This window comes from Moraxella caprae DSM 19149 (assembly GCF_000426885.1).
Taxonomy (GTDB): domain Bacteria; phylum Pseudomonadota; class Gammaproteobacteria; order Pseudomonadales; family Moraxellaceae; genus Moraxella; species Moraxella caprae.
This window is the reverse complement of sequence record NZ_AUGF01000004.1, coordinates 17,562-38,537: the sequence shown is the minus strand read 5'-3', so window position 1 is coordinate 38,537 and position 20,976 is coordinate 17,562. Positions and strand designations below refer to the sequence as shown.

The following is a 20,976-nucleotide window of genomic DNA, read 5'->3' as shown; positions in this document are numbered from 1 at the left end:
TTAAGGTGGTTTACTTTTTTTGGATATCATTTTATCATTAGCATTATTTTTTGATCAGATAATCACGCATGACCGACTCACAGCCGACTCACAACACCAAACCCAGTAATCCACAACCAACCTATCGCACCGATGATGGCGATAATGGCGGTGTCTCTCGTGGGTTGTTAAATGTTCTATTGGTGTTTTTAGAATCAGCCATCACTCTAATTCTCCGCTTTGACCCCAAACTGCGACAGCTTGCCTACCCACTTGCCGAGCGTGGTACGGTGGTCTGCATTCGCACCTACCTGCCTCACGTGCAGTTTTATGCTACATTTGGCTATCGCGGGGTGCTACTTGATGACCGCCTGCCCAATGACAAGACCACGCCCGACATGACGGTAAACGCTTACAGTTTTCAGCTCATCAATGCCATTACCACGCATAGCAGTGGCAGTGTTGAGTCGCTACAAATTCGTGGCAGTCATGAAGATATGCATGATTTTAAGGCGTTTTTGGTGCAGTTGGGCGTGGGCGGTGTCATTCAAAATCTACTGGGCAAAGTCAAGGGAAAACCTGCCCCCACCCCCGAACAAAAAGCCGAAAAACAAGAAAACTACAAAGCCAAAATCGCCGAGCAGTCTGCTCGCATTGATGAGCTAACAGTGCATAACCATAAGCTAAATACCGCCCTCATCGAACTACAAGGCAAACAAAAAAGCACCTTTATCGCCCTTGTTGTCGTGGGCATCATCGCACTGGTTGCCATCATCATGAACTTTGTTTGATTATTTTTACGCATAAAAAGGCGAACTTTCCGCCTTTTTATTTATTTTACTGGTTATTTATTTTATTGGCTTGATTTTTCGTCCTAACGACAAATATCAATTCCTACCCCCTTAGTCGGATTGCAAACCACGTCTGTCATGCTATGATAAATGTCAATTTTTAGTTTTGGCTTGATTGGAGTTGGGGCATGCCTACCATTGACAACATTTTAAAAAGATGTAGTGAAAACTTAACGCTTGAAATAGATTTTTCATTGCAAATACCAACGGCAGGCACGCCCTATATTTGACAAGTAATTCAAAAGATAAATTTATGATGAATTTTATCAATGGCAAAAATCAATTACTTTGATAAAAAATAATCTTGACTGGATTACTGGGAATTATTATAATAGCCACATATTATCTACCCACGCCTAGCTTAGTTGCCATCAACGTTAGGCTAGGCAATTTGGAAACCATATTATGCGATTGACAACTCGTGGACGCTATGCAGTGACTGCCCTACTTGATTTGGCGGTACAAGAAAGTCGCCATCAAGGGGCGGTGTCCTTGTCTGACATTGCAAAGCGTCAATCCATCTCCATCTCTTATCTTGAACAACTTTTCTCAAAGCTACGCAAAAAAGGCTTGGTCAGCAGTACTCGTGGGGCGTCTGGCGGTTATCATCTTGCCAAACCCTTAGACGAGATTGACATCATGAGCATCATCACCGCCGTCGATGAGTCCATTAACGCCATGCAGTGCGGTGGCAAGGGTGACTGCCGAGATGGCGAGATGTGCCTAACGCACGACCTGTGGCATGATTTATCCAACCACATCGAAGCGTATCTGAGCAATGTTACCCTAGCCCAACTTTTAGAATCCAAGCACACAGGGTGCATCGCCGACCGCCAACAACAAAAAATCTCTGGCGAGAAAAACGACAAAACCAATTCAATCAATACAATTAACTTAGGGGTCAATCCAGCATGAGCCAGTCATCACTTATTTATTTAGATTATGCCGCCACCACGCCAGTCGCCCAAGAAGTCGCCGACAAAATGGTCAAATACATGACCTTTGACGGGATTTTTGGTAACCCTGCCAGTCGCTCGCACGGCTTTGGTTGGCAAGCCGAAGAAGCGGTAGAAAATGCCCGTTTGCAGATTGCCGAGACAGTCGGTGCCGACAGCCGTGAGATTGTGTTTACCAGTGGGGCAACCGAGTCGGACAACTTAGCCCTAAAAGGTGTGGCTCATTTTTATCATCAAAAAGGCAAACACATCATCACATCAAAGATTGAACACAAAGCAATCCTAGACACCTGCCGTCAATTAGAAGAAGAAGGTTTTGAAGTTACCTATCTTATCCCCCAAGAAGCCACAGGGATTATCACACCCGAGCAGGTAGAAGAAGCCATTCGCCCCGATACGATTTTGGTCAGCCTTATGGCGGTCAATAACGAGCTTGGCACGGTAACAGACATTGCCAAGATTGGCGAGATTACCCGTGCTAAGGGTGTGCTATTCCATGTGGACGCAGCCCAAGCCGTTGGCAAAATCAAGATTAACCTAGAAGAGCTAAAAGTGGATTTGATGAGCTTTTCAGGACACAAAATCTACGGCCCTAAGGGGATTGGTGCATTATACGTTCGCCGTAAACCCCGTGTGCGTATCAAAGCCGAACAACATGGTGGTGGGCATGAACGTGGTATGCGTTCTGGTACGCTTGCTACGCATCAGATTGTTGGCATGGGCGAAGCGTTTGCCTTGTCGGTTAAGCGTTTTGATGAAGACCACGCCCACATCACTCGCCTGCGTGATAAGCTGTGGAATGGCTTGCAAGGCATTGAAGAGATTTATTTGAACGGCAGTTTTGAGCATGGCATTCCCAATATCCTAAACGTGAGCTTTAACTTCATCGAAGGCGAGAGCCTAATGATGAGCCTAAAAGATTTGGCGGTGTCGTCTGGTTCGGCGTGTACGTCAGCAACCTTAGAACCCTCCTACGTGCTAAGAGCAATCGGACGCCCCGATGAGCTGGCTCACTCGTCCATTCGTTTTAGTATCGGTCGCTACACCACTGATGAAGACATTGACCGTGTGCTTGCCCAAATCACCGATGCGGTAAACAAACTGCGTGAGCTGTCGCCTCTTTGGGATATGTTTAAAGAAGGGGTTGATTTTAGTAAGGTTGAGTGGCAGGAACACTAATGGAAGATAATGTAAAACACCCTGTCGTTTATCTGAAATTGGGCGAAAATTCTCCAACCACTTTATTTCAAAGTAAAGTGGGCGGAAAGCCCTACTTGCCCATTGGTATGGAATACCCCAAAAATAGAAAAACTGGCAATCCATTAACGCTATTGGCACAAATCAATTTTGCCGAAATGCCCCCATTGCCAGACTACCCCACCAAAGGCATTTTACAGTTTTTTGTGGATAGAGATGATGAAGATTATGGGCAGGGTGGTGATTGTAGTGTTCCTTTTGCAGAAATTACTCCAAATATGCGAGAAGAGTTATACCCACAAATTTTCAAGAAAATTGGCTATGATGTGATTTATCACACTGATATTTTACCAGAAAGTGAATTGCAATCCGATTTTTCGCAGTACCCCACTTATGAAAGTCATCATTCTTATGGTGAATATAGTTTATTGAGTGGGGAATTTCCAATAACCTTCCATAGTGAACAATAGTTTTGGAGGGAAAAAGTGAGCCTTTGCGTCATCAAATTGGGGGTGAGCCCACTTTTGTACAGGGTGATATTTTCTATTGGGCATTTTGGGAAAAGTGGGATAAACACCATAAGCTATTATTTCAATTAGATAGCGAATATTCAAGGGCAACAAAATCTTATAAAGCCCTTTGGGGAGATTGTGGTGTTGCTAACTTCTTTATCACACCCGAAGATTTAAAAAATTTAGATTTTAGTAAAGTTGTTTATGCTTGGTCTGGTGGCTAACCTATTCAAGTTTATATCCTTAATTTTAAAAAGTGATTTAATTTAACCAAATTAACTGATTATTCCAAGCCCATAGAGCAAGGCAATAATCCCAAACAAAGAGAGAAAAACTATGGCATACTCAGACAAGGTCATTGACCATTACGAAAACCCCCGCAATGTGGGTAGCCTAGACAAAAACGCCAAAAATGTTGGCACAGGCATGGTCGGAGCCCCCGCCTGTGGCGATGTGATGCGTTTGCAAATCCAAGTGGGCGATGATGGTATCATCGAAGACGCAAAATTTAAAACTTATGGCTGTGGCTCGGCGATTGCATCAAGCTCACTCGTTACCGAATGGCTCAAAGGCAAAACCATTGACGAAGCCCGTGCCATTAAAAACCTAGACATTGCCCAAGAGCTTGCCTTGCCTCCTGTCAAGGTGCATTGCTCTGTATTGGCAGAAGATGCGATTAAGGCGGCGATTGAAGATTATCAAGCCAAATCGGCAATTGCTTAATCTTAATTCTGTTAAATAGCCCAAATTGGCTTTTTATTGGTATTTTGTACTGGCGGATATAACTCACCCCTACGAATTTTAAAATAAAATTCAAAGTCAAATAAGGCAAATTTACCTATAAAAATCAATAACTTGTAAAAAATTGTAAAAATAGGAAAGACTTATGATTACTCTAACAGACCGAGCGATAACGCACGTCAAAGACTTTTTGGCAAATCGTGGAAGCGGTGTGGGCATTCGTGTGGGCGTACGAACGGCGGGGTGTTCAGGTCTTGCCTATGTGCTTGAATTTGTGGACGAGCCAAACGAAACCGATGAGCGTTTTGATAATGACGGCGTGGGTGTGTTCGTTGATCCAAAAAGCCTTGTCTATCTGGACGGCTTACAAATGGATTACGTTACCGAAGGGCTAAATTCTGGCTTTAAATTCACAAACCCCAACCAAACAGGCGAATGCGGTTGTGGCGAATCCTTTACGGTGTAACTTATGGCGTTATTAACCAATAATTTTTTTGAATTGTTTGGGCTGCCTGTGGCGTTTAGCATTGATAAATCCGCCCTAAAAGCGACCTTTTTACACCTGCAAAAACAGCACCACCCCGACAATGCCGACAATATCGCCCAAGCCGAGCAAAATACCGCTTTGATTAATCACGCTTTTGACACCCTAAACCGTGATGACAGCCGTGCAATCTATTTGCTTGAATTATCAGGCGTGGCATTTAATTCGGACAAAACCATTGCCGATGAGCCGTTTTTGATGCAGATGATGAGCTATCGCATGGAGCTAGAAGATGCCATTTTTGATAATGACAAACATACAATCAGCCAAATTGCCAACAATATCAATGCCTTAATGAGCCAAACAGCAGACGATTTTGACAGCGTTTATCAAGCAAAAGACTGGCAAACCGCCCAAATCATCGCCCAAAAATTACGCTTTTTGGGTAAATTGCACGATGACATGACGGACGCTTTGTCCAAATCATCAAGTCAAGATGACGGGCAAGATGATGATTTATATGTGTGATTTTTTATTATTTTAAAAATTCAAAAAACTTAAACAACCCATAAAACACCAAAAATTTTAACACCCAATTTATCCCAAATAGGTAAAACCATGTTAAAATTTTAGCCAACCTGTAAAACCATAAAATACCATAATACCATGTCCCTACTTCAAATCAGCGAACCCAACCAATCCGCCAAACCCCACGAGCACCGCTACGCCTTAGGCATAGACTTAGGGACGACTCATTCGCTTGTGGGCGTGGTACGCTCAGGACGGGCGGACGTGTTGCCCTTTGGCGACAGCCCCCTATTGCCGAGCGTGGTGTATTATGGCGATAAGGCGGACATTCCCATTGTGGGCAAGCACGCCTTGACTTATAATGACCCCAAAAATACCATTATTTCTGCCAAACGCTTTATGGGGCGTTCGCTTGCCGATATTAAATTTAGCCACCCTTACGAGCTGGTTGGGGGCGACAACGCCATGCCAGCGTTCGTTACTGCACAAGGTGACAAATCGCCCGTTGAAACGTCTGCCCACATCCTAGCCAAGCTCTACAACCACGCCAAGGCAAGCCTACCGCCTGACAGCATACAGGGGGCGGTGATTACCGTGCCTGCCTATTTTGACGAAGCCCAACGCCAAGCCACCAAAGACGCAGGGGCGAGCATTGGACTCAATGTCTTACGCCTTTTAAATGAGCCAACCGCCGCCGCCATTGCCTATGGGCTTGACAAATCCGCCAAAACAGGCACTTATCTGATTTATGACCTAGGCGGAGGGACGTTTGATGTGTCGGTGCTATCCCTAAAAGACGGCGTGTTTGAAGTCTTGGCCACAGGCGGAAATTCGGCTTTGGGCGGAGATGACATTGACCGCTTGATTGCCAACTTTTTTATCAAATCGGCAGGACATGACCCCAAAGACGTGGACAACGCCCAAAAAAGCACCCTTGCCAACCTTGCCAAAAGCTACAAGCAAAAACTCTCACAGCGTCAAGCGGTGTCGGTAGATATTGAGATTAACGGCGTGCCCTTTACCACAATTTTGACAAATGAAACTTTAACCCAAATTTGTGAGCCTGTCATTCGCCGAACTTTGCAAAATTGCAAACAAATGCTAACTGACGCACGCCTTGACAAGACCGCCATTGATGAAGTGGTGCTGGTTGGTGGCTCAACCCGCATGCCTATTATCAAGCAAGCGGTACAAACTTTTTTTGACAAACAGCCCCTTTGCTCCATCAACCCCGATGAAGTGGTGGCACTTGGGGCGACAAGGCTTGCTCATCAGCTCATCAACAAAGAAGATGATAACCTGCTCCTACTTGATGTTACGCCCCTATCGCTTGGGCTTGAAACCATGGGCGGACTGACCGAAGTCATCATTCCACGCAACACCCCCATTCCTGTGGCACGCAGACAGACCTTTACCACGCACACGGACGCTCAGACGGGTATGGTGATTCATGTGGTGCAAGGCGAGCGTGAGACCGTGGCGGATTGTCGCACTTTGGCGAATTTTACGCTGACAGGCATTCCACCGATGAAAGCAGGGCTTGCCCGTGTGGAAGTTACCTTTGCCATTGATGCCAACGGACAACTGACCGTATCGGCAATGGAGACGACCACCAAAGTCGCCAGTAAAATTGATGTCGTGCCAAGCTATGGACTGACCGAAGAGCAACAAGAAGAACTTCTAAAAGCAGGCTTTATCCACGCCAAAGCCGATAAAGAAAAACGTATGCTTATCGAAGCCAAAGTAGAAGCCGAGCGTGAGATTTTGGCATTGCAATCGGCGTTGGACGAATTTGGCGACTTGCTTGATGACAATGAAAAAGCCAAATTAAACGAAAAAATGACCGCTGTCAAATCCGCCATTGACACCGCCCAAACTGTCGATGATAAAGCAATGCTGGATAAGGCGGTGAGCGAATTAAAACCATTGTCGGATAATTTTGCGTCCGTTATCATGAACCAAAATGTCAAACAGGCATTGGCAGGAACAAAGGCAAGTGATTGGAAATGATTGCATTTCTATCAAGTAGGGGGCAATTGCAATTGCCCAATCAATCCTTAATTGTCAAAATTAATCGTTAAAAATCCGTAGGTTGGGCAATTGTCCAAAAACCCATTAAAAAATAAAAGTGAGTATCATGGTAACAATCACCGTACTTCCCCACCACGAAATCTGCCCAGAAGGGGCAACCGTTGAGCTAAACGCAGGCGAAAACCTGCTTGAAGGCTTGCACGAACACGGCATTAACATTGAACACGCTTGCGACTGCTCAAAGGCGTGTACCACGTGCCATGTGGTTGTCCGTGAAGGTTTTGATAGCCTAGAAGAAATGGACGACATAGAAGCTGACTTGCTTGACCGTGCGTGGGGCTTGGAGCCAAACTCTCGCCTATCGTGCCAATGCGTTGTCGCTGACGAAAACCTAACCGTCTATATCCCAAAACACACGCTAAACCACGCCAAAGAAGGTCATCATTAAAATCCTAAACCACTCTTTGAGTGGTTTTATTTTTGTATTATGATAAGTTTGAGATTTTGATAAATTTAAAAAGGCGAAAATCATGACAACCCAACATCCTAATTTTAAAGACAAATTCCTAGCCTTTATCTTTAAAAATTTACAATGGCTTTTGACTTTAGTTATCCCATTGAGTGTGTTTGGTTCGTTAATGGGCGTTGGAATGCGGATTGGGATTTGGGTATTTTCCCATCAATACCCATCTGGATACTTTATAAATCTTAGCAATAAAAAAAGACTTGGCAACACCAAGTCTTTTTAAGCATTTACCCTATTTTGTAGTGGGTAATTTTTCGGGTGCTACGCCAAACCATTTTTCATGAATTTTGGCATAAGTACCATCGGCGACAATGTTGGCAAGCCCTGTATTGATTTTTTCCATCAGCTCATTTTCAGACTTTGGTGTAATGATAATCATGTCATAATACTCAAAAGCCTCGCCTTCACCGACGACGATTTTAAAGTTAACCTCGGGGAACTGCTTGGCATAGTAACGTAGCACACCTTCATCTGCCAATACCGCCTCAGCATTGCCTGTCGCCAATTCTTTAAAAGCTAAGAATGCAGATGGCTTTCCAATAATACTAGGATTGCCTTGACCAATCACTTCTTCTAATTGCGGAATATAGGGACTATCAGCCAATGTTGCAACTTTCTTGCCATTTAAATCTTTTAAGTTTTTGATACTGTTGTTTTCCGCAGAAACAGCGAGCGCATCTCGTCCCCATGCATAGGTATTAGAAAGTAAATATTTTGCTTCTCGCTCATCGTTTCTTGAAAAACCTGACATCACAACATGGCTTTGGGCATTATCCAAACCTTCAACAAGCACTTCCCAGTCCTGAGGAACGACGTCCACACCAAAGCCTTGATTTTCAGCAATGGCTTTGATGATATCCACATCAAAGCCTTGGGCATTGCCATTTTCATCCTTAAAATCATAAGGGGGATAGTTGGCGTCAATACCGACCACATAGCTTTGGGCGTTGGGTGCGGTGGCACTGGTACTAGCTTGCTCACCCGTGGCTGGTGCTGTGCGGTAGGTGCCGGCTCGCTCTTAGGCTCACTGGCAGTTTCAGGGGCTTTATCGCTACATGCCATCAACGCTGACAACATCAATGGTAAAATGGCATACTTTGCCTTGGTATTGAAATTTTTCATAGCTTCCTTCTCCTAACTAAGGGATTGATTTAACCTAACAAATTGTTAAGTTTTTATGATGATAACACGTTATTTAATTTTGATACAGTGGTTTCATAAGCTTATTACATTTTGTTGCAAATTATTTGTTTCAAAAATAATGATTATTGATAACTTTTTTATTTGATTCGTCTTTGATGTCTAGAAAGTTCACAATAACTACGTGATTTGATACAAAATACCATGATTTTCACGTTTTTTTTTGATATAATTTGACAAATTTAATCATTTTGGAGCTATCATGGCACTTGTATCCTTACGCCAACTTCTTGACCACGCAGGCGAACACGCTTACGGTCTGCCCGCCTTTAACGTAAACAACCTAGAACAAATGCGTGCCATCATGATGGCAGCGGACGAGACCGACTCGCCTGTCATCGTGCAAGCATCAGCAGGAGCCAGAAAATACGCAGGGGCTCCCTTTTTACGCCACCTTATTTTGTCTGCCATTGAAGAGTGGCCGCACATTCCTGTTGTCATGCACCAAGACCACGGCACAAGCCCTGCCGTCTGCCAACGCTCCATTCAGCTTGGATTTAGCTCGGTCATGATGGACGGTTCATTAAAAGAAGACGGCAAAACCCCTGCTGATTATGACTACAACGTGCGTGTAACCCGTGAAGTCGTCAAAATGGCTCATGCGTGCGGTGTGTCGGTCGAAGGCGAAATCGGCTGTTTGGGTAGCTTAGAGACCGGCATGGCGGGCGAAGAAGATGGCGTGGGTGCAGAAGGCGTACTTGACCATAGCCAGCTTTTGACATCGGTCGAAGAAGCCCGTCAATTTGTCGCCGATACCAACGTGGACGCTCTTGCCATTGCAGTGGGTACGTCTCATGGGGCGTACAAATTCACCCGTCCGCCTACTGGCGACATTTTGGCGATTGACCGCATTAAGGAAATCCACGAAGCCCTGCCAAATACTCACCTTGTCATGCATGGTTCATCAAGCGTTCCCCAAGAATGGCTAAAAATCATCAACGAAAATGGCGGTAACATTGGCGAAACCTATGGCGTGCCAGTAGAACAACTTGTCGAAGCCATCAAGCACGGTGTTCGCAAAATCAACATTGACACCGACTTACGCCTAGCCAGCACAGGGGCGATTCGTAAATTTATGAACGACTACCCTGCTGAATTTGACCCAAGAAAATATTTACAAGCCAGCATGAACGCCATGAAAGACATCTGCGTACAACGCTATGAAGCCTTTGGCTCGGCAGGTCATGCCAGCAAAATCCGCCCAATCTCATTGGAAAAAATGGTAGAATATTACAAATAAATTGGTGTAAATCGTGAATAAGGGCGACAAGATTCGCCCTTATTTGTATTTTAAAGGAAAAACCATGATTGGTATGATTACAGGGCAAGTCGCCCATCTATCCGCTCCCGTCGCTTGTGTCATGACATCAGGCGGGGTCGGCTATGAGATAGAAATGCCCATTGGTGGGTTTTGTACATTGTCTGTCGGCATGAACGTTACGCTTTATACGCAACTGGTCGTGCGTGAAGATGCTCATCTGCTGTTTGGTTTTACTGACAAGTCTGAGCGAGAAATTTTTAAAAAACTCATCAAAATCAATGGCGTGGGGGCAAAAATGGCACTTGCCATACTCTCAACCTTACCGCCTAGCGAACTACATCAGGCGGTAGAATATGGCGATGAGTCTGCCCTAACTCGTGTGGCAGGCATTGGCAAAAAAACCGCCCAACGGCTTATTATTGAATTAAAAGGCAAATTGGACGGCACATCGGACGATTTATTTACCCCAACCACCGCCCAAAATGAGCCAACACACACCGCCAACCCCATGCACGTCATCGCTGAAACCGAAAGTGCGTTGGTGAGCCTAGGCTACAAAGAAAAGGAAGCTCAATCCGCCATTAAGACCGCCAAACAGTCGCTGTCCGATGATGAGCTGACCACATCAAACCTATTAAAGGCAAGTTTAAAGATTTTGTCGGGGTTTTAAACCACCCGCACCCCGCACCCCACACACCGCCATAACCCCCTGCTCATTCATGACAAAATCCACGTCCACCGCCCCATACCGCATGGCACACGCCACCCCGATTTCAGATTGGCGATAGGCAGGGCGTGGGTCTTGGGCAATCAGCTCGCCAATGAGTGCTTTGTCATCAGCTGTTAATAAGCCCAACTTTATCAATTGTTCAAATTCATCATTTGCCTTATCATTAAAGATAACATTCCGACCAGTCGGTTTGTCAAATCCCATCGCCCCATTCACACCGTCCACATAGGGCAGATACGGCTTGATGTCTAGTATCGGCGTGCTGTCCATCATGTCCGCCCCTATGATATGTAAAATCATTTGACTATCAACCACTTCTACCTTATCAAACCCCACCACCGACAACCCCACCCCAGACGGGCGGTACATACTGCGTGTGGCAAATACCCCGATTTTGTCATTACCACCCAAACGTGGTGGACGCACCTGCGGACGAAAACTGGCTTGTTCTTTGTTGTGATGAAATTGCCACAATACCCATAAATGGCTATACCGCTCAATGCCGACAAAGGCGTCGGGCGTGCCATAAGGGGCAATAAAGCGGATGTGGCTTTTAATGGCGACAAGGTTGGGCTGGCGTGGAATGCCAAACTTTTGGGATAAGGGCGAGTGATGATAACCGATAATCGGCAAAACGTGTGTGTTCATGGTATTTTTGGGCGTTTTATGCTAAAATGACAAATAGATATGCCAATTTTTAAGTAAAATTTGGCATAAAAAATCGCTATTATACACAAAATTTGCTATTATATCAGATTTGATAATCATTCTTAATAATTGGATAATGCCATGTCAAAATTCATCAACGAAACAGTAACCTACGTCCACCACTGGACAGACCGCCTATTTACCATTAAGACCACCCGTAGCGACAGCTTGCGTTTTAGAAGTGGCGAATTCGCCATGATTGGCATTGAAGTGGACGGCAAACCGCTTGTTCGTGCTTACTCTATCGCCAGTCCCGCTTGGGCAGAAGAGCTTGAATTTTTCTCTATCAAAGTCCAAGACGGCCCTTTGACTTCACGCCTGCAACACATCCAAGTGGGCGACACCCTGCTTGTCTCCAAAAAGCCCACTGGTACGCTCGTACTCGATGACCTGCTTCCTGCCAAGCATTTATACCTACTTGCCACAGGCACAGGACTTGCTCCATTTTTGTCTCTCGTGCGTGAGCCTGAGATGTACGAACGCTTTGAAAAAATCATTCTGGTGCATGGCGTGCGTCATACCGAAGATTTGGCGTATAAAGACTTTTTTGAAAATGAACTGCCAAACGATGAGATTTTTGGTGAATGGGTGCGTGAAAAACTCATCTACTATCCCACCGTAACCCGTGATGAGTTTAAAAACCAAGGGCGTGTTACCGACATCATCAAATCAGGTAAACTCTTTGAAGACATCGGTCTGCCCCCCATGAACAAAGACGATGACCGTGCGATGATTTGCGGTAGTATGGCGATGAATGCCGATATGTCTGCCATTTTAGACAGCTTTGGCTTGACCGTTTCGCCACGCATGGGCGTACCTGCCGATTATGTGGTAGAGCGGGCGTTTGTGGGCTGATGACCCATTGATAATAAAACGCACTATTATTATGGTGCGTTTTTTGTTTTTATATTTTTACAAAATCCACTTTTCATAATTTTTCCATAATTTATCAGCTACTGCCATGCTATGATAAATTTTAAACATGAAAATTATGATGAAAAAAACACACTGCCCTGCCCTTATTTGCCATTGCCATTTTATCCGCCTTTGGAGTTAATTTTTATCAAAACTTGCCTACCAATCCCACGGCACACGCCAGCACTCTATCGCCCAAACAGCTTGAACTTGTCAATCAACCACCGCTACCGATAGGCACACAGATTGACAAACTCATCGTCTACAAATCAAAACGAGAAATGCACGCTTTACATCAAGGCAGTTTGGTAAAAATTTATCCGATATCGCTTGGCAAAAACCCGATAGGACACAAAGAATTTGAAGGCGACATGAAAACGCCCGAAGGGGTCTATACCATAAACGACCGTAATGCCAATAGCGGTTATCACAAAAATTTGGGCATCTCTTATCCCAATGAAGCCGACATCGCCTACGCCAAAGCTCACGGCAAATTAGCAGGCGGGGCGATAAAGATTCACGGCATAAAAAACGGACTTGGCGACATCATCGGGGCAAATCATCTGCTCAAAGACTGGACACACGGCTGTATCGCCGTAACTGACCCCGAAATAGACGAGCTGTTTGTGGCGGTCGTGGAAGATGTGGTGATTGAGATTTTACCTTAATGCTTAAATTAAACTATAGCCAATCAGGGCTTGGGCGACCCGTGTACGCCAAAATATCCGCTTTGCCACAGCGATAATAGGCACGATAGGCACTAACAGTATCATCGCCTTGATACTCATCGGGCATGACCTGTGGCGGTGCTACAAATGGCGTGTCGGCGGAGATAGGGCAATTTATCAGGATGTGGCGGAGCTTTTGGTCGGTCAGATGAACCTTGCCATAGCGGTGCGTATATTCATCACATAGGGCGACAAACAGCTGGTAAAGCCAGTCATAATGCGACTTTGAGCCACGCACCCACACTGCACATGGGTGGTTTTGATGCGTGCATTTATACAGCACCGCCCGCTCATCATCGCAAAGGACGCTATCACCTAGATGATGAGCGGTACACAGTAACTGGGCGTATTCCAATATCATCTTGACCACATGCTTATTACCATGAAAAATGGCACAGTGTATCGGGTCAGGATCAAGGTAGAAAATGTTCAAAATGCCCTACTTACTGTCAATGACCGCACGGATTTTACTTGCCAGCTCCGCCAGCTCGTCTTGGTCTGCCATGACACTCTCGTGCTTGCCCAGCTCGTGGACGTGGGTTGGGATTAGGTGCATGTGATAGTGGAACACGCTTTGCCCTGCACCCGCGTGGTTAAGTTGCATCTGCACAATGCCGTCCACGCCTAGGGCTTTGCGTTGGGCGGTCATGACTTTTTGGGCGGTTTTAAACACCGCACAGGCATATTCGCACGGCAAATCAGACAGCTCCACCGCTTCACACTTTGGAATGACTAGCACATGACCTGTTGCCTGTGGCATGACATCCATAAAGGCAAGGGTTTTGTCATCTTCATAAACCTTATGGCAAGGAATCTCGCCACGCAGGATTTTGGCGAAAATGTTGGTGTTGTCGTAAGTCATGGGCTACTCCTTTTTACAAAATGAATACTTACATTCTAACACAAACCATGTTAAAAACACCCTGATTTTTCAATTTTTAACAAAAACACTTTCCACATAAAGATGATATTTTTTACATTTAGGTGTACAATGGTTAAAAATTTAAGGAATAACCCATGATTGCTCAAGCAAAACCCATTTTTAGCAACCACTACAAGGTCTATATCAACCACACAGACGCTGGTGGCATCGTCTATCACGCCAATCATCTGACTTTTTTTGAGAACTGCCGTCGGGATTGGCTGACATCGCTCGGCTTTAATGGTTATTTTTTTGACACGGACGGGACGGCAGATGGCACAGACGGACAGCAAGGCAAGCTGCATTTTGTGGTCAGTCGCGCTGATTTAACCTATAAATTACCACTTTTGGTTGATGACAACCTTGTCGTTGCCATTACTGATGTCGCCAAAAAATCCGCCAGTCTCATCATGACTCAGCACATCTACCGCAGTGATGATGATTTTAATCAGGGCAAGGTCGCCACCATTGGTGTGATTACCCTTGCTTGCGTCATGAACAGCGAACACGGCATTCGCCCCTGTCGTCTACCTATGGCGTTTCGCTGATAATTTATCAAACAGCCAAATCACAAAAAATCACTTGGCTTAATCATAAAAAAACAGGAAGTATTTTCTCCCTGTTTTTTTGCTTTTGACAGTAGCTTACAGTTTAAACTCATGCACGCTATCCACAAACACCTTAGCGTGTTCGGGCTTGACCCACTGGGTAATGCCATGCCCAAAATTTGCCACATAGCCCGTTTTGTCATTCACATAGACATCTGATAGCATATCATGTACCGCCTTTTTGATGTCGGCAGGCGAGCCGTAAAGCGTGGCAGGATCAAGGTTACCTTGAATGGCTTTTTGACGTTGTAGCTTTTTGTGCTTGATGGTTAGGATTTTTTGAGCATTGTTCAGCTCCCGTCTTGCCCTATCAAGCGGTGTCGTCCAGTCAAGACCCAAACAATCCGCCTCGCTGTCCGCCTGTATGTCAAGCCACAGCCCGCCCCCTTTGGTAAACATGACCACAGGCACATCGGGGTGCTTGGCTTTTAAGCGGGCGATGATTTCACGATTATAATTATGGCTAAATTCCACAAATTGACGATGACCCAACGCCCCACCCCAACTGTCAAAAATCTGCACAATCTGAGCCCCTGCGATGATTTGAGCGTCCAGATAATCCACGACAGCGTCCGAGATTTTGGCAAGTAAGGCGTGCAAAAACTGTGGTCGGGCGTACATCATCTCTTTGGTATGGCGAAACTCACGGCTAGAACCGCCTTCCACCATATAAGTTGCCAAAGTCCAAGGACTGCCACTAAATCCAAACAGTGGCACTTGTCCGTTTAGCTCTTTACGGATATTGGTTACCGCTTTCATGACATAGTCAAGCTGACTGTTTACATCAATTTTTGGCAAACGTTCAAGGTCGGTCGGTGTGCGTACGGTGTATTTAAATTTAGGGCCTTCGCCTTCTTCAAAATAAAGTCCAAGCCCAAACGCATCAGGGATTGTCAAAATATCACTGAACAAAATCGCCGCATCCAGCTCAAAACGGCGTAAAGGTTGGAGCGTAACTTCGGTCGCCATGTCGGTGTCTTTACACAGGCTTAAAAAATCACCTGCTTTGGCACGGGTTTCTTTGTATTCTGGTAGATACCGTCCTGCCTGCCTCATCATCCATACAGGGGTGACATCAATGGGCTCAAAACGCAAAGCACGCAGTAGGCGGTCATTTTTTAGGAGGGCAAATTGCTGGGTCATTGTCATTCCACTGGTTAAGTTAATTTTTAGTTGGCTCTGGTTCAAAAAGTATGCTACAAAGAAAACCTTTCGTGGTGAGCTTGGGAAACCTAACGGTTTTCCGACCCGCAGGCAGGCTCAGGGCGAACGGAAAACCTAGTTCAGCATACTTTTTGGACTACTATCTTTTAGTTAAATCAATTTTTAAAATTTTTTCATTGTTAATTGACTATACCTTTGGGTAAATTTGTAAGGGCAAATGACACTTGCCCTTTAATAACGTGTTGATTTTTGGGCAAATTGCAATTCGTCCCTACACACCCAAATTGTAAAATGCATCTTTATTAAACAATATCAAAGTTTTAAATATCTATCACAAAACCGCCATGTCATCACGGTGCACCATAATGGCTTTGTCGTTGTCGCTTAGGTTTAGGATTTGTAGGACTTCATCGGTGTGTTTTTGGATGATTTGTTTGGCTTGATGGCTATCAAAACCAACTTGACCCACCGCCAATCGCACTTTTTGGGCGTTCACAATCTCAACCACATCGCCCATGTCAAAATCACCTTGCACGTCTAGCACGCCCACAGGCAGTAGTGATTTGTACTGTTCGGTAATCGCCTTGACTGCGCCATCATCGATGATGAGCGTGCCCGCCATACGTAGGTGCGTGGCAAGCCATTGTTTTTTGGCAATCAGGCGGTCGGCATGGTCGGTCGTGAGTCGTGTGCCGATAGCCTCGCCATCCGCCAGTCGCACGATGACATTTTCCACCTTACCATTGGCGATGATGGTCGGGCAGTTTGCCATGGCGGTCAATCGCCCCGCACGGATTTTGGTTAGCATACCGCCAGACCCCCATTTACCACCGTCCCCTGCCACATCAAACAGATAATCCGCCATCGCTCGCTCGCTTGTGATAAGCTTGGCGTTGGGATTGGTGCGTGGATTGTCGGTAAATACACCGTCTTGGTCGGTTAGGATAATGTACAAATCCGCGCCTATCATGGTCGCACTCATCGCCCCAAGCGTGTCATTATCGCCAAATTTTATCTCGCCATAGCTGACCGTATCATTTTCATTGATGACAGGCACGACACGCCACGCCAAAAGCTGGCTCATGGTCTGGCTAATGTTAAGATAACGGGAGCGGTGGACTAGGTCATCATGGGTCAAGAGAATCTGTGATGACTGTACGCCTTTTTGGATTAACGCTTGCCACCATGTCTCAATCAGCCCCATTTGTCCAATGGACGCACAGGCTTGCAAGGCAGGCAATTTTTTGGGGCGTTCGGGCAAGTTCATACGAACCACGCCTTCCGCCACCGCCCCACTAGATACCAGTACCACCTCAATCCCACGAGCGTGCAAGGTGGCGATTTGTCTTGCCCATTCATAAATGGCGGTACGGTCAAGCCCCCGACCGTTGTTGGTCAGTAGCGATGAGCCGATTTTTACCACGATACGCTTTGGCGAATTATCCATGCTATTTCCTTATATCAGCTCATCATCAGTACGGAGCGTATTCCACTGCCACATCATAGTCGTCATCATTCCAATCATCATCGTCCTCATCGGACAAGCCCTCTCGTTCGGCTTTGCGTTTGGCACGGTAGGCTTCTTTTTGAATCTCGGTGTTGTGGCGAACTTCTTCTTCTAAGCGGGCAAATCGCTCGGCTTGAGCTGTGGCAAACTCTTCATCGTCCGCTTCACGCTCTTGCTCTTCTTCAATTTCGTTCATCAGATGATACTTAATCTCATCCACGCCTTGTCCGCTAATGGTAGACGTGCGAAACACTTCACCCTGCCAGTCTAGCTCTTTGACGATATTATTACAAACTTCATCAATCTCATCATCTTCTAATTGGTCAATTTTGTTTAACACCAAAATTTGGGGCAATTTGGACAATTCAGCAGAGAATTTTTCAAGCTCATTTAGGATAATCCGTGCATTGTCCACAGGATTTGACTCATCAATGGGCTTTACGTCCACGATATGAAGTAATCTGCGAGTACGGGCAACGTGCTTTAAAAAGCGAATGCCAAGCCCTGCCCCGTCTGACGCCCCTTCAATCAAACCCGGAATGTCCGCCATAACAAAGGATTGGTGCGTCCCCACATCCACCACGCCTAGGTTTGGCACAAGGGTGGTAAAAGGATAATCCGCCACCTTTGGGCGAGCGGACGACACTTGGCGGATAAAGGTGGATTTGCCCGCATTGGGTAAACCAATCAAACCGACATCAGCCACGACCTTTAATTCTAATTTTAGATTTTTGGCTTCGCCAGCAAAACCAGGAATAGCTTTACGGGGAGCTTGGTTGGTAGAAGTTTTAAAACGGGTATTACCAAACCCACCGTCTCCGCCTTTAGCAACAAGCACGACTTGCCCCACTTCGGTCAAATCGCCAATCACCACATCAAGGTCGGTGTCAATAACGGTCGTCCCCACAGGCACTTTTAGATAAACATCGTCCGCCCCTTTGCCTGAGCAGTTTTTTGAGTGACCGTTTTCGCCCCTTTTGGCTTCAAATTTACGAGTATAACGAAAATCCACGAGCGTGTTGGTGTTGTCATCAGCAATCACATAAACATCGCCACCCTTGCCACCGTCTCCGCCATCGGGCCCGCCTTTGGGGACGAATTTTTCACGGCGAAAGCTCACGATACCATTACCGCCATCGCCTGCTTTTACGCTGATTACAGCTTCATCAATAAAACGCATAATTTCTCAAAATATTTTAATCTAACTGGTAATTATATCACGTTTTTTTTATAAAATCTTTATCATAAAAGCACAGTTTATAAAAAATATCTGTTGGTTGAAAAAATTATATCCGAACGATTACAATACATTCATCACACTGGGCGTATATTTATGAATTTACACAATATTGGCTTGATATTGCTTGGTATTGGCTGTATGGCAGTAATCTTAGCAACCAGATTATATTTTCAGCCGATTTTTCGCTATTATGACCTGCACCAAAGCTCATTTTTAAAAGCATGACTCAAACACTCATTAATGACATAGGCAACAAACGTATTCACTACAGGCACGTTTGTTTTTCACACACATATTTCTGGGATAAAGATGAGCAACCCCATCAAATGGAGCTAACCACCATGCCCTCACTTATCTCAAAAGAATTTCAAGCAGTTATCAAGTTTAATAACACACACATTGAAGAGAATCACCTTATGGCAATTGACAATCGCACAAATAACATCACAAATTCTTTCATCAATGAACTCATCAAACGTTCTGCTAAATTTGATCGCTCCTTTAGCACTTCACACGAAGCGTTATATGAATTTTATGCTACCGCTTGCATTCCTGTGCGTTATATGAAATATCGCAATCATTACTATGTATACCCCACCACACCTATTTCTCATGCTCATCAGTAGGAGACTCCATGCCCCTAGAACCACATGACAATGATTTTGATGGTAATTTTGATGAGAACTGGGGATATGAAGAGCCCTTATTTTCAAAAATAGAAATTCTCATTTTTTCTATTGCAACTCTCACATTGGGCATTTTTTCAACGTTTATCTTTCATTTTTTTAATGAAGAAATTATTAAAGTCATTTATCCTTTGGCTTACAATGAGAAATTATGGTTTTTGATTTTATTTAAAAGCAGTTTATGTTTACTTACCTTTGTTGTGATTTGGCTTGTCCATTATCGCCTTTATCATTATTCTTATGAAAGTTTGTCTTCATATTTGGGATTTAACAAACCAAATTGGAATTTTTTATTATTATGGACGATTATTTTTATCAGCTTGCATTCATTTCAATGGGCGAATCACACCCGAGCTATTCATATTAGGTTAAGCGAAGACATTTTAACTTATGGACTTTGGGCAACCTTAATCAGTACCGTGATTGTCGCCCCCATTTGCGAAGAAATTTTGATTCGTGGATTTTTATGGCGGGCAACCTTAGATGCCTTTCAAAGCGAACGCATTGCTTTAATTCTTAGCAGTGCTGTTTTTGCTTTTACACACTACAACTTTGACCCAACCGCTGTAATATTCTATTTTATCAGCAGTTTTATTTTTGTTTCTGCCAGAACCGCAGGGGGAACACTTGCCTTTGCCATATTTTTGCATTTTTTACACAATTTCGCCTTGATGTTGGAAACGTTGGTCATCATGTCAAAATAATACGGTCAAAAATTTTAAAAGTACCGCAAAATCAACCTTACGCAGACTTTATAGTCAATTCCACCCCCCCATCCAAAACACCACGCAAACATCAAAAAGTATTATGTTAAATAAATTTTAATCACCCAAACAAAAATCCCACTAGTGTATACTCGTGGGACTTTGTGTGAGGTCTTTGGCTAATTATTCGCCAACAACAGACACATAACGGCGACCGAACTCGCCTTTCTTTTCAAATTTTACCACGCCATCAGTCAAGGCAAATAGCGTGTGGTCACGACCCATGCCTACGCCTTCACCTGCGTGAAACTCGGTGCCACGCTGACGCACGATGATGTTACCTGCGATGACATCTTGACCGCCAAATACTTTTACACCGAGCATTTTTGGGTTAGAATCGCGACCATTTTTGGTGGAACCACCAGCTTTTTTAGTTGCCATGAGAATATCTCCTGTGAATACTTTTTATAAAGTATATGAATTAACCATTGATTGCGTTGATTTTAAGCTCGGTGTACCATTGGCGATGACCTTGCTCTTTGTGGTAATGCTTGCGACGTTTATGCTTAACGATACGCACTTTTTTACCACGACCGTGAGAAACCACTTCTGCAACCACGCTGGCACCAACAACTACAGGCTGACCGATTTTTACATCAGAGCCATTTACTACCATTAGCACTTCCTCAATATTCAAGGTTGCACCAACTTCTGCTTTTAGAAGCTCAACTTTCAAAGTCTCGCCAATGCTGACACGGTGTTGCTTACCGCCACTTTTGATAACTGCGTACATCTGTA

General features: G+C 44.7%; 28 protein-coding genes. 19 read left to right on the top strand and 9 right to left on the bottom strand.

Annotated elements, in window-relative coordinates; all coding sequences use genetic code 11:
- The first annotated feature begins 68 nt into the window (after nucleotides 1–68).
- From K941_RS0101045 to K941_RS0100995, 11 genes are all read left to right on the top strand, one after another.
- Nucleotides 69–770: a hypothetical protein gene (locus tag K941_RS0101045; RefSeq protein ID WP_228130343.1), complete on the top strand. Its 702-nt coding sequence runs from the start codon at nucleotides 69–71 to the stop codon at nucleotides 768–770.
- A gap of 465 nt (nucleotides 771–1,235) precedes the next feature.
- On the top strand, nucleotides 1,236–1,745 hold the full coding sequence (locus K941_RS0101040; protein ID WP_029102135.1) for an Rrf2 family transcriptional regulator: 510 nt from the start codon (nucleotides 1,236–1,238) through the stop codon (nucleotides 1,743–1,745).
- Nucleotides 1,742–2,965 carry an IscS subfamily cysteine desulfurase gene (locus K941_RS0101035; protein ID WP_029102134.1) on the top strand — a complete coding sequence of 408 codons (1,224 nt, stop codon included), beginning with the start codon at nucleotides 1,742–1,744 and terminating at the stop codon, nucleotides 2,963–2,965. Before K941_RS0101040 ends, K941_RS0101035 begins: the two co-directional genes overlap by 4 nt.
- The gene (locus K941_RS14295; protein WP_029102133.1) at nucleotides 2,965–3,453 is read left to right on the top strand and encodes a DUF1963 domain-containing protein; all 489 of its coding nucleotides are present in this window, start codon (nucleotides 2,965–2,967) and stop codon (nucleotides 3,451–3,453) included. Before K941_RS0101035 ends, K941_RS14295 begins: the two co-directional genes overlap by 1 nt.
- 23 nt (nucleotides 3,454–3,476) lie before the next feature.
- Nucleotides 3,477–3,719, top strand: a complete 243-nt coding sequence (locus K941_RS0101025; RefSeq protein ID WP_029102132.1) for a DUF1963 domain-containing protein — start codon at nucleotides 3,477–3,479, stop codon at nucleotides 3,717–3,719.
- Nucleotides 3,720–3,831: 112 nt separating this feature from the next.
- On the top strand, nucleotides 3,832–4,218 hold the full coding sequence (gene iscU / locus K941_RS0101020; RefSeq protein WP_029102131.1) for a Fe-S cluster assembly scaffold IscU: 387 nt from the start codon (nucleotides 3,832–3,834) through the stop codon (nucleotides 4,216–4,218).
- Between the two features lie 163 nt (nucleotides 4,219–4,381).
- The gene (gene iscA / locus K941_RS0101015) at nucleotides 4,382–4,702 is read left to right on the top strand and encodes an iron-sulfur cluster assembly protein IscA (RefSeq protein WP_029102130.1); all 321 of its coding nucleotides are present in this window, start codon (nucleotides 4,382–4,384) and stop codon (nucleotides 4,700–4,702) included.
- 3 nt (nucleotides 4,703–4,705) lie between these two features.
- Nucleotides 4,706–5,248, top strand: coding sequence for a Fe-S protein assembly co-chaperone HscB (gene hscB / locus K941_RS0101010; protein ID WP_029102129.1), 543 nt, complete (start codon nucleotides 4,706–4,708; stop codon nucleotides 5,246–5,248).
- Between the two features lie 138 nt (nucleotides 5,249–5,386).
- Entirely contained in the window at nucleotides 5,387–7,258 is a 1,872-nt protein-coding gene (gene hscA / locus K941_RS0101005) for a Fe-S protein assembly chaperone HscA (RefSeq protein WP_029102128.1), read from the top strand.
- Between the two features lie 127 nt (nucleotides 7,259–7,385).
- Entirely contained in the window at nucleotides 7,386–7,727 is a 342-nt protein-coding gene (gene fdx, locus K941_RS0101000) for an ISC system 2Fe-2S type ferredoxin (protein ID WP_029102127.1), read from the top strand.
- Between the two features lie 82 nt (nucleotides 7,728–7,809).
- A complete protein-coding gene (locus K941_RS0100995) occupies nucleotides 7,810–8,028 on the top strand; it encodes a hypothetical protein (protein WP_029102126.1) in 219 nt (72 codons plus the stop codon).
- A gap of 9 nt (nucleotides 8,029–8,037) precedes the next feature.
- On the opposite strand, the gene K941_RS0100990 is transcribed toward K941_RS0100995, so the two are convergent.
- The gene (locus K941_RS0100990) at nucleotides 8,038–8,739 is read right to left on the bottom strand and encodes a substrate-binding periplasmic protein (protein ID WP_029102125.1); all 702 of its coding nucleotides are present in this window, start codon (nucleotides 8,737–8,739) and stop codon (nucleotides 8,038–8,040) included.
- Nucleotides 8,740–9,207: 468 nt separating this feature from the next.
- Between K941_RS0100990 and fba the strand changes: the two genes are divergently transcribed.
- Together fba and ruvA are read left to right on the top strand one after the other, a co-directional pair.
- The gene (gene fba, locus K941_RS0100985) at nucleotides 9,208–10,245 is read left to right on the top strand and encodes a class II fructose-bisphosphate aldolase (protein ID WP_029102124.1); all 1,038 of its coding nucleotides are present in this window, start codon (nucleotides 9,208–9,210) and stop codon (nucleotides 10,243–10,245) included.
- 64 nt (nucleotides 10,246–10,309) lie between these two features.
- Nucleotides 10,310–10,936 (top strand): Holliday junction branch migration protein RuvA, encoded by a 627-nt coding sequence (gene ruvA / locus K941_RS0100980; RefSeq protein ID WP_029102123.1) that lies wholly within the window; start codon nucleotides 10,310–10,312, stop codon nucleotides 10,934–10,936.
- On the opposite strand, the gene tsaA is transcribed toward ruvA, so the two are convergent.
- Nucleotides 10,913–11,644 carry a tRNA (N6-threonylcarbamoyladenosine(37)-N6)-methyltransferase TrmO gene (tsaA, locus tag K941_RS14290; protein ID WP_051225773.1) on the bottom strand — a complete coding sequence of 244 codons (732 nt, stop codon included), beginning with the start codon at nucleotides 11,642–11,644 and terminating at the stop codon, nucleotides 10,913–10,915. The genes ruvA and tsaA overlap by 24 nt on opposite strands.
- Before the next feature lie 141 nt (nucleotides 11,645–11,785).
- Here tsaA and K941_RS0100970 point away from each other — a divergent pair, with 141 nt between their 5' ends.
- Both K941_RS0100970 and K941_RS0100965 read left to right on the top strand, forming a co-directional pair.
- Entirely contained in the window at nucleotides 11,786–12,559 is a 774-nt protein-coding gene (locus tag K941_RS0100970) for a ferredoxin--NADP reductase (protein ID WP_029102122.1), read from the top strand.
- Between the two features lie 215 nt (nucleotides 12,560–12,774).
- Nucleotides 12,775–13,287: a L,D-transpeptidase family protein gene (locus K941_RS0100965; protein WP_228130342.1), complete on the top strand. Its 513-nt coding sequence runs from the start codon at nucleotides 12,775–12,777 to the stop codon at nucleotides 13,285–13,287.
- Between the two features lie 13 nt (nucleotides 13,288–13,300).
- On the opposite strand, the gene K941_RS0100960 is transcribed toward K941_RS0100965, so the two are convergent.
- The gene (locus K941_RS0100960; protein WP_029102120.1) at nucleotides 13,301–13,780 is read right to left on the bottom strand and encodes a pyrimidine dimer DNA glycosylase/endonuclease V; all 480 of its coding nucleotides are present in this window, start codon (nucleotides 13,778–13,780) and stop codon (nucleotides 13,301–13,303) included.
- A 6-nt stretch (nucleotides 13,781–13,786) separates the two neighbouring features.
- Nucleotides 13,787–14,209, bottom strand: coding sequence for an HIT family protein (locus K941_RS0100955; RefSeq protein ID WP_029102119.1), 423 nt, complete (start codon nucleotides 14,207–14,209; stop codon nucleotides 13,787–13,789).
- Nucleotides 14,210–14,364: 155 nt separating this feature from the next.
- On the opposite strand from K941_RS0100955, the gene K941_RS0100950 reads away from it, so the two are divergent.
- Entirely contained in the window at nucleotides 14,365–14,817 is a 453-nt protein-coding gene (locus K941_RS0100950; RefSeq protein ID WP_051225772.1) for a thioesterase family protein, read from the top strand.
- Between the two features lie 96 nt (nucleotides 14,818–14,913).
- On the opposite strand, the gene hemE is transcribed toward K941_RS0100950, so the two are convergent.
- From hemE to cgtA, 3 genes are all read right to left on the bottom strand, one after another.
- Nucleotides 14,914–16,020, bottom strand: a complete 1,107-nt coding sequence (gene hemE / locus K941_RS0100945; RefSeq protein ID WP_029102117.1) for a uroporphyrinogen decarboxylase — start codon at nucleotides 16,018–16,020, stop codon at nucleotides 14,914–14,916.
- A 352-nt stretch (nucleotides 16,021–16,372) separates the two neighbouring features.
- Nucleotides 16,373–17,488: a glutamate 5-kinase gene (proB, locus tag K941_RS0100940; protein WP_029102116.1), complete on the bottom strand. Its 1,116-nt coding sequence runs from the start codon at nucleotides 17,486–17,488 to the stop codon at nucleotides 16,373–16,375.
- Nucleotides 17,489–17,513: 25 nt separating this feature from the next.
- On the bottom strand, nucleotides 17,514–18,728 hold the full coding sequence (cgtA, locus tag K941_RS0100935) for an Obg family GTPase CgtA (RefSeq protein WP_029102115.1): 1,215 nt from the start codon (nucleotides 18,726–18,728) through the stop codon (nucleotides 17,514–17,516).
- 153 nt (nucleotides 18,729–18,881) lie between these two features.
- Between cgtA and K941_RS17935 the strand changes: the two genes are divergently transcribed.
- From K941_RS17935 to K941_RS0100920, 3 genes are all read left to right on the top strand, one after another.
- Entirely contained in the window at nucleotides 18,882–19,013 is a 132-nt protein-coding gene (locus K941_RS17935) for a hypothetical protein (protein ID WP_265596805.1), read from the top strand.
- Nucleotides 19,014–19,114: 101 nt separating this feature from the next.
- Complete coding sequence (locus K941_RS0100925; RefSeq protein WP_156892284.1) at nucleotides 19,115–19,414, top strand: hypothetical protein; 300 nt, start codon at nucleotides 19,115–19,117, stop codon at nucleotides 19,412–19,414.
- Nucleotides 19,333–20,178: a CPBP family intramembrane glutamic endopeptidase gene (locus K941_RS0100920; protein ID WP_147287567.1), complete on the top strand. Its 846-nt coding sequence runs from the start codon at nucleotides 19,333–19,335 to the stop codon at nucleotides 20,176–20,178. Before K941_RS0100925 ends, K941_RS0100920 begins: the two co-directional genes overlap by 82 nt.
- A 183-nt stretch (nucleotides 20,179–20,361) precedes the next feature.
- Here the strand turns inward: K941_RS0100920 and rpmA are convergent, their stop codons facing one another.
- Both rpmA and rplU read right to left on the bottom strand, forming a co-directional pair.
- A complete protein-coding gene (gene rpmA / locus K941_RS0100915; RefSeq protein ID WP_029102112.1) occupies nucleotides 20,362–20,619 on the bottom strand; it encodes a 50S ribosomal protein L27 in 258 nt (85 codons plus the stop codon).
- A 40-nt stretch (nucleotides 20,620–20,659) separates the two neighbouring features.
- Nucleotides 20,660–20,971, bottom strand: a complete 312-nt coding sequence (gene rplU / locus K941_RS0100910) for a 50S ribosomal protein L21 (RefSeq protein WP_029102111.1) — start codon at nucleotides 20,969–20,971, stop codon at nucleotides 20,660–20,662.
- Nucleotides 20,972–20,976 lie beyond the last annotated feature (5 nt).

What these genes read in the sequence shown, in the direction of transcription:
- proB (WP_029102116.1), bottom strand. Translation starts at nt 17,488, where the DNA reads ATGGATAATTCGCCAAAGCGTATCGTGGTAAAAATCGGCTCATCGCTA.
- K941_RS0100925 (WP_156892284.1), top strand. Translation starts at nt 19,115, where the DNA reads ATGGAGCTAACCACCATGCCCTCACTTATCTCAAAAGAATTTCAAGCA.
- fba (WP_029102124.1), top strand. Translation starts at nt 9,208, where the DNA reads ATGGCACTTGTATCCTTACGCCAACTTCTTGACCACGCAGGCGAACAC.
- iscU (WP_029102131.1), top strand. Translation starts at nt 3,832, where the DNA reads ATGGCATACTCAGACAAGGTCATTGACCATTACGAAAACCCCCGCAAT.
- tsaA (WP_051225773.1), bottom strand. Translation starts at nt 11,644, where the DNA reads ATGAACACACACGTTTTGCCGATTATCGGTTATCATCACTCGCCCTTA.
- iscA (WP_029102130.1), top strand. Translation starts at nt 4,382, where the DNA reads ATGATTACTCTAACAGACCGAGCGATAACGCACGTCAAAGACTTTTTG.
- fdx (WP_029102127.1), top strand. Translation starts at nt 7,386, where the DNA reads ATGGTAACAATCACCGTACTTCCCCACCACGAAATCTGCCCAGAAGGG.
- hscB (WP_029102129.1), top strand. Translation starts at nt 4,706, where the DNA reads ATGGCGTTATTAACCAATAATTTTTTTGAATTGTTTGGGCTGCCTGTG.
- K941_RS17935 (WP_265596805.1), top strand. Translation starts at nt 18,882, where the DNA reads ATGAATTTACACAATATTGGCTTGATATTGCTTGGTATTGGCTGTATG.
- hemE (WP_029102117.1), bottom strand. Translation starts at nt 16,020, where the DNA reads ATGACCCAGCAATTTGCCCTCCTAAAAAATGACCGCCTACTGCGTGCT.
- K941_RS0101035 (WP_029102134.1), top strand. Translation starts at nt 1,742, where the DNA reads ATGAGCCAGTCATCACTTATTTATTTAGATTATGCCGCCACCACGCCA.
- K941_RS0101040 (WP_029102135.1), top strand. Translation starts at nt 1,236, where the DNA reads ATGCGATTGACAACTCGTGGACGCTATGCAGTGACTGCCCTACTTGAT.
- K941_RS0100970 (WP_029102122.1), top strand. Translation starts at nt 11,786, where the DNA reads ATGTCAAAATTCATCAACGAAACAGTAACCTACGTCCACCACTGGACA.
- rpmA (WP_029102112.1), bottom strand. Translation starts at nt 20,619, where the DNA reads ATGGCAACTAAAAAAGCTGGTGGTTCCACCAAAAATGGTCGCGATTCT.
- hscA (WP_029102128.1), top strand. Translation starts at nt 5,387, where the DNA reads ATGTCCCTACTTCAAATCAGCGAACCCAACCAATCCGCCAAACCCCAC.
- rplU (WP_029102111.1), bottom strand. Translation starts at nt 20,971, where the DNA reads ATGTACGCAGTTATCAAAAGTGGCGGTAAGCAACACCGTGTCAGCATT.
- cgtA (WP_029102115.1), bottom strand. Translation starts at nt 18,728, where the DNA reads ATGCGTTTTATTGATGAAGCTGTAATCAGCGTAAAAGCAGGCGATGGC.
- ruvA (WP_029102123.1), top strand. Translation starts at nt 10,310, where the DNA reads ATGATTGGTATGATTACAGGGCAAGTCGCCCATCTATCCGCTCCCGTC.
- K941_RS14295 (WP_029102133.1), top strand. Translation starts at nt 2,965, where the DNA reads ATGGAAGATAATGTAAAACACCCTGTCGTTTATCTGAAATTGGGCGAA.
- K941_RS0101045 (WP_228130343.1), top strand. Translation starts at nt 69, where the DNA reads ATGACCGACTCACAGCCGACTCACAACACCAAACCCAGTAATCCACAA.
- K941_RS0100950 (WP_051225772.1), top strand. Translation starts at nt 14,365, where the DNA reads ATGATTGCTCAAGCAAAACCCATTTTTAGCAACCACTACAAGGTCTAT.
- K941_RS0100955 (WP_029102119.1), bottom strand. Translation starts at nt 14,209, where the DNA reads ATGACTTACGACAACACCAACATTTTCGCCAAAATCCTGCGTGGCGAG.
- K941_RS0100995 (WP_029102126.1), top strand. Translation starts at nt 7,810, where the DNA reads ATGACAACCCAACATCCTAATTTTAAAGACAAATTCCTAGCCTTTATC.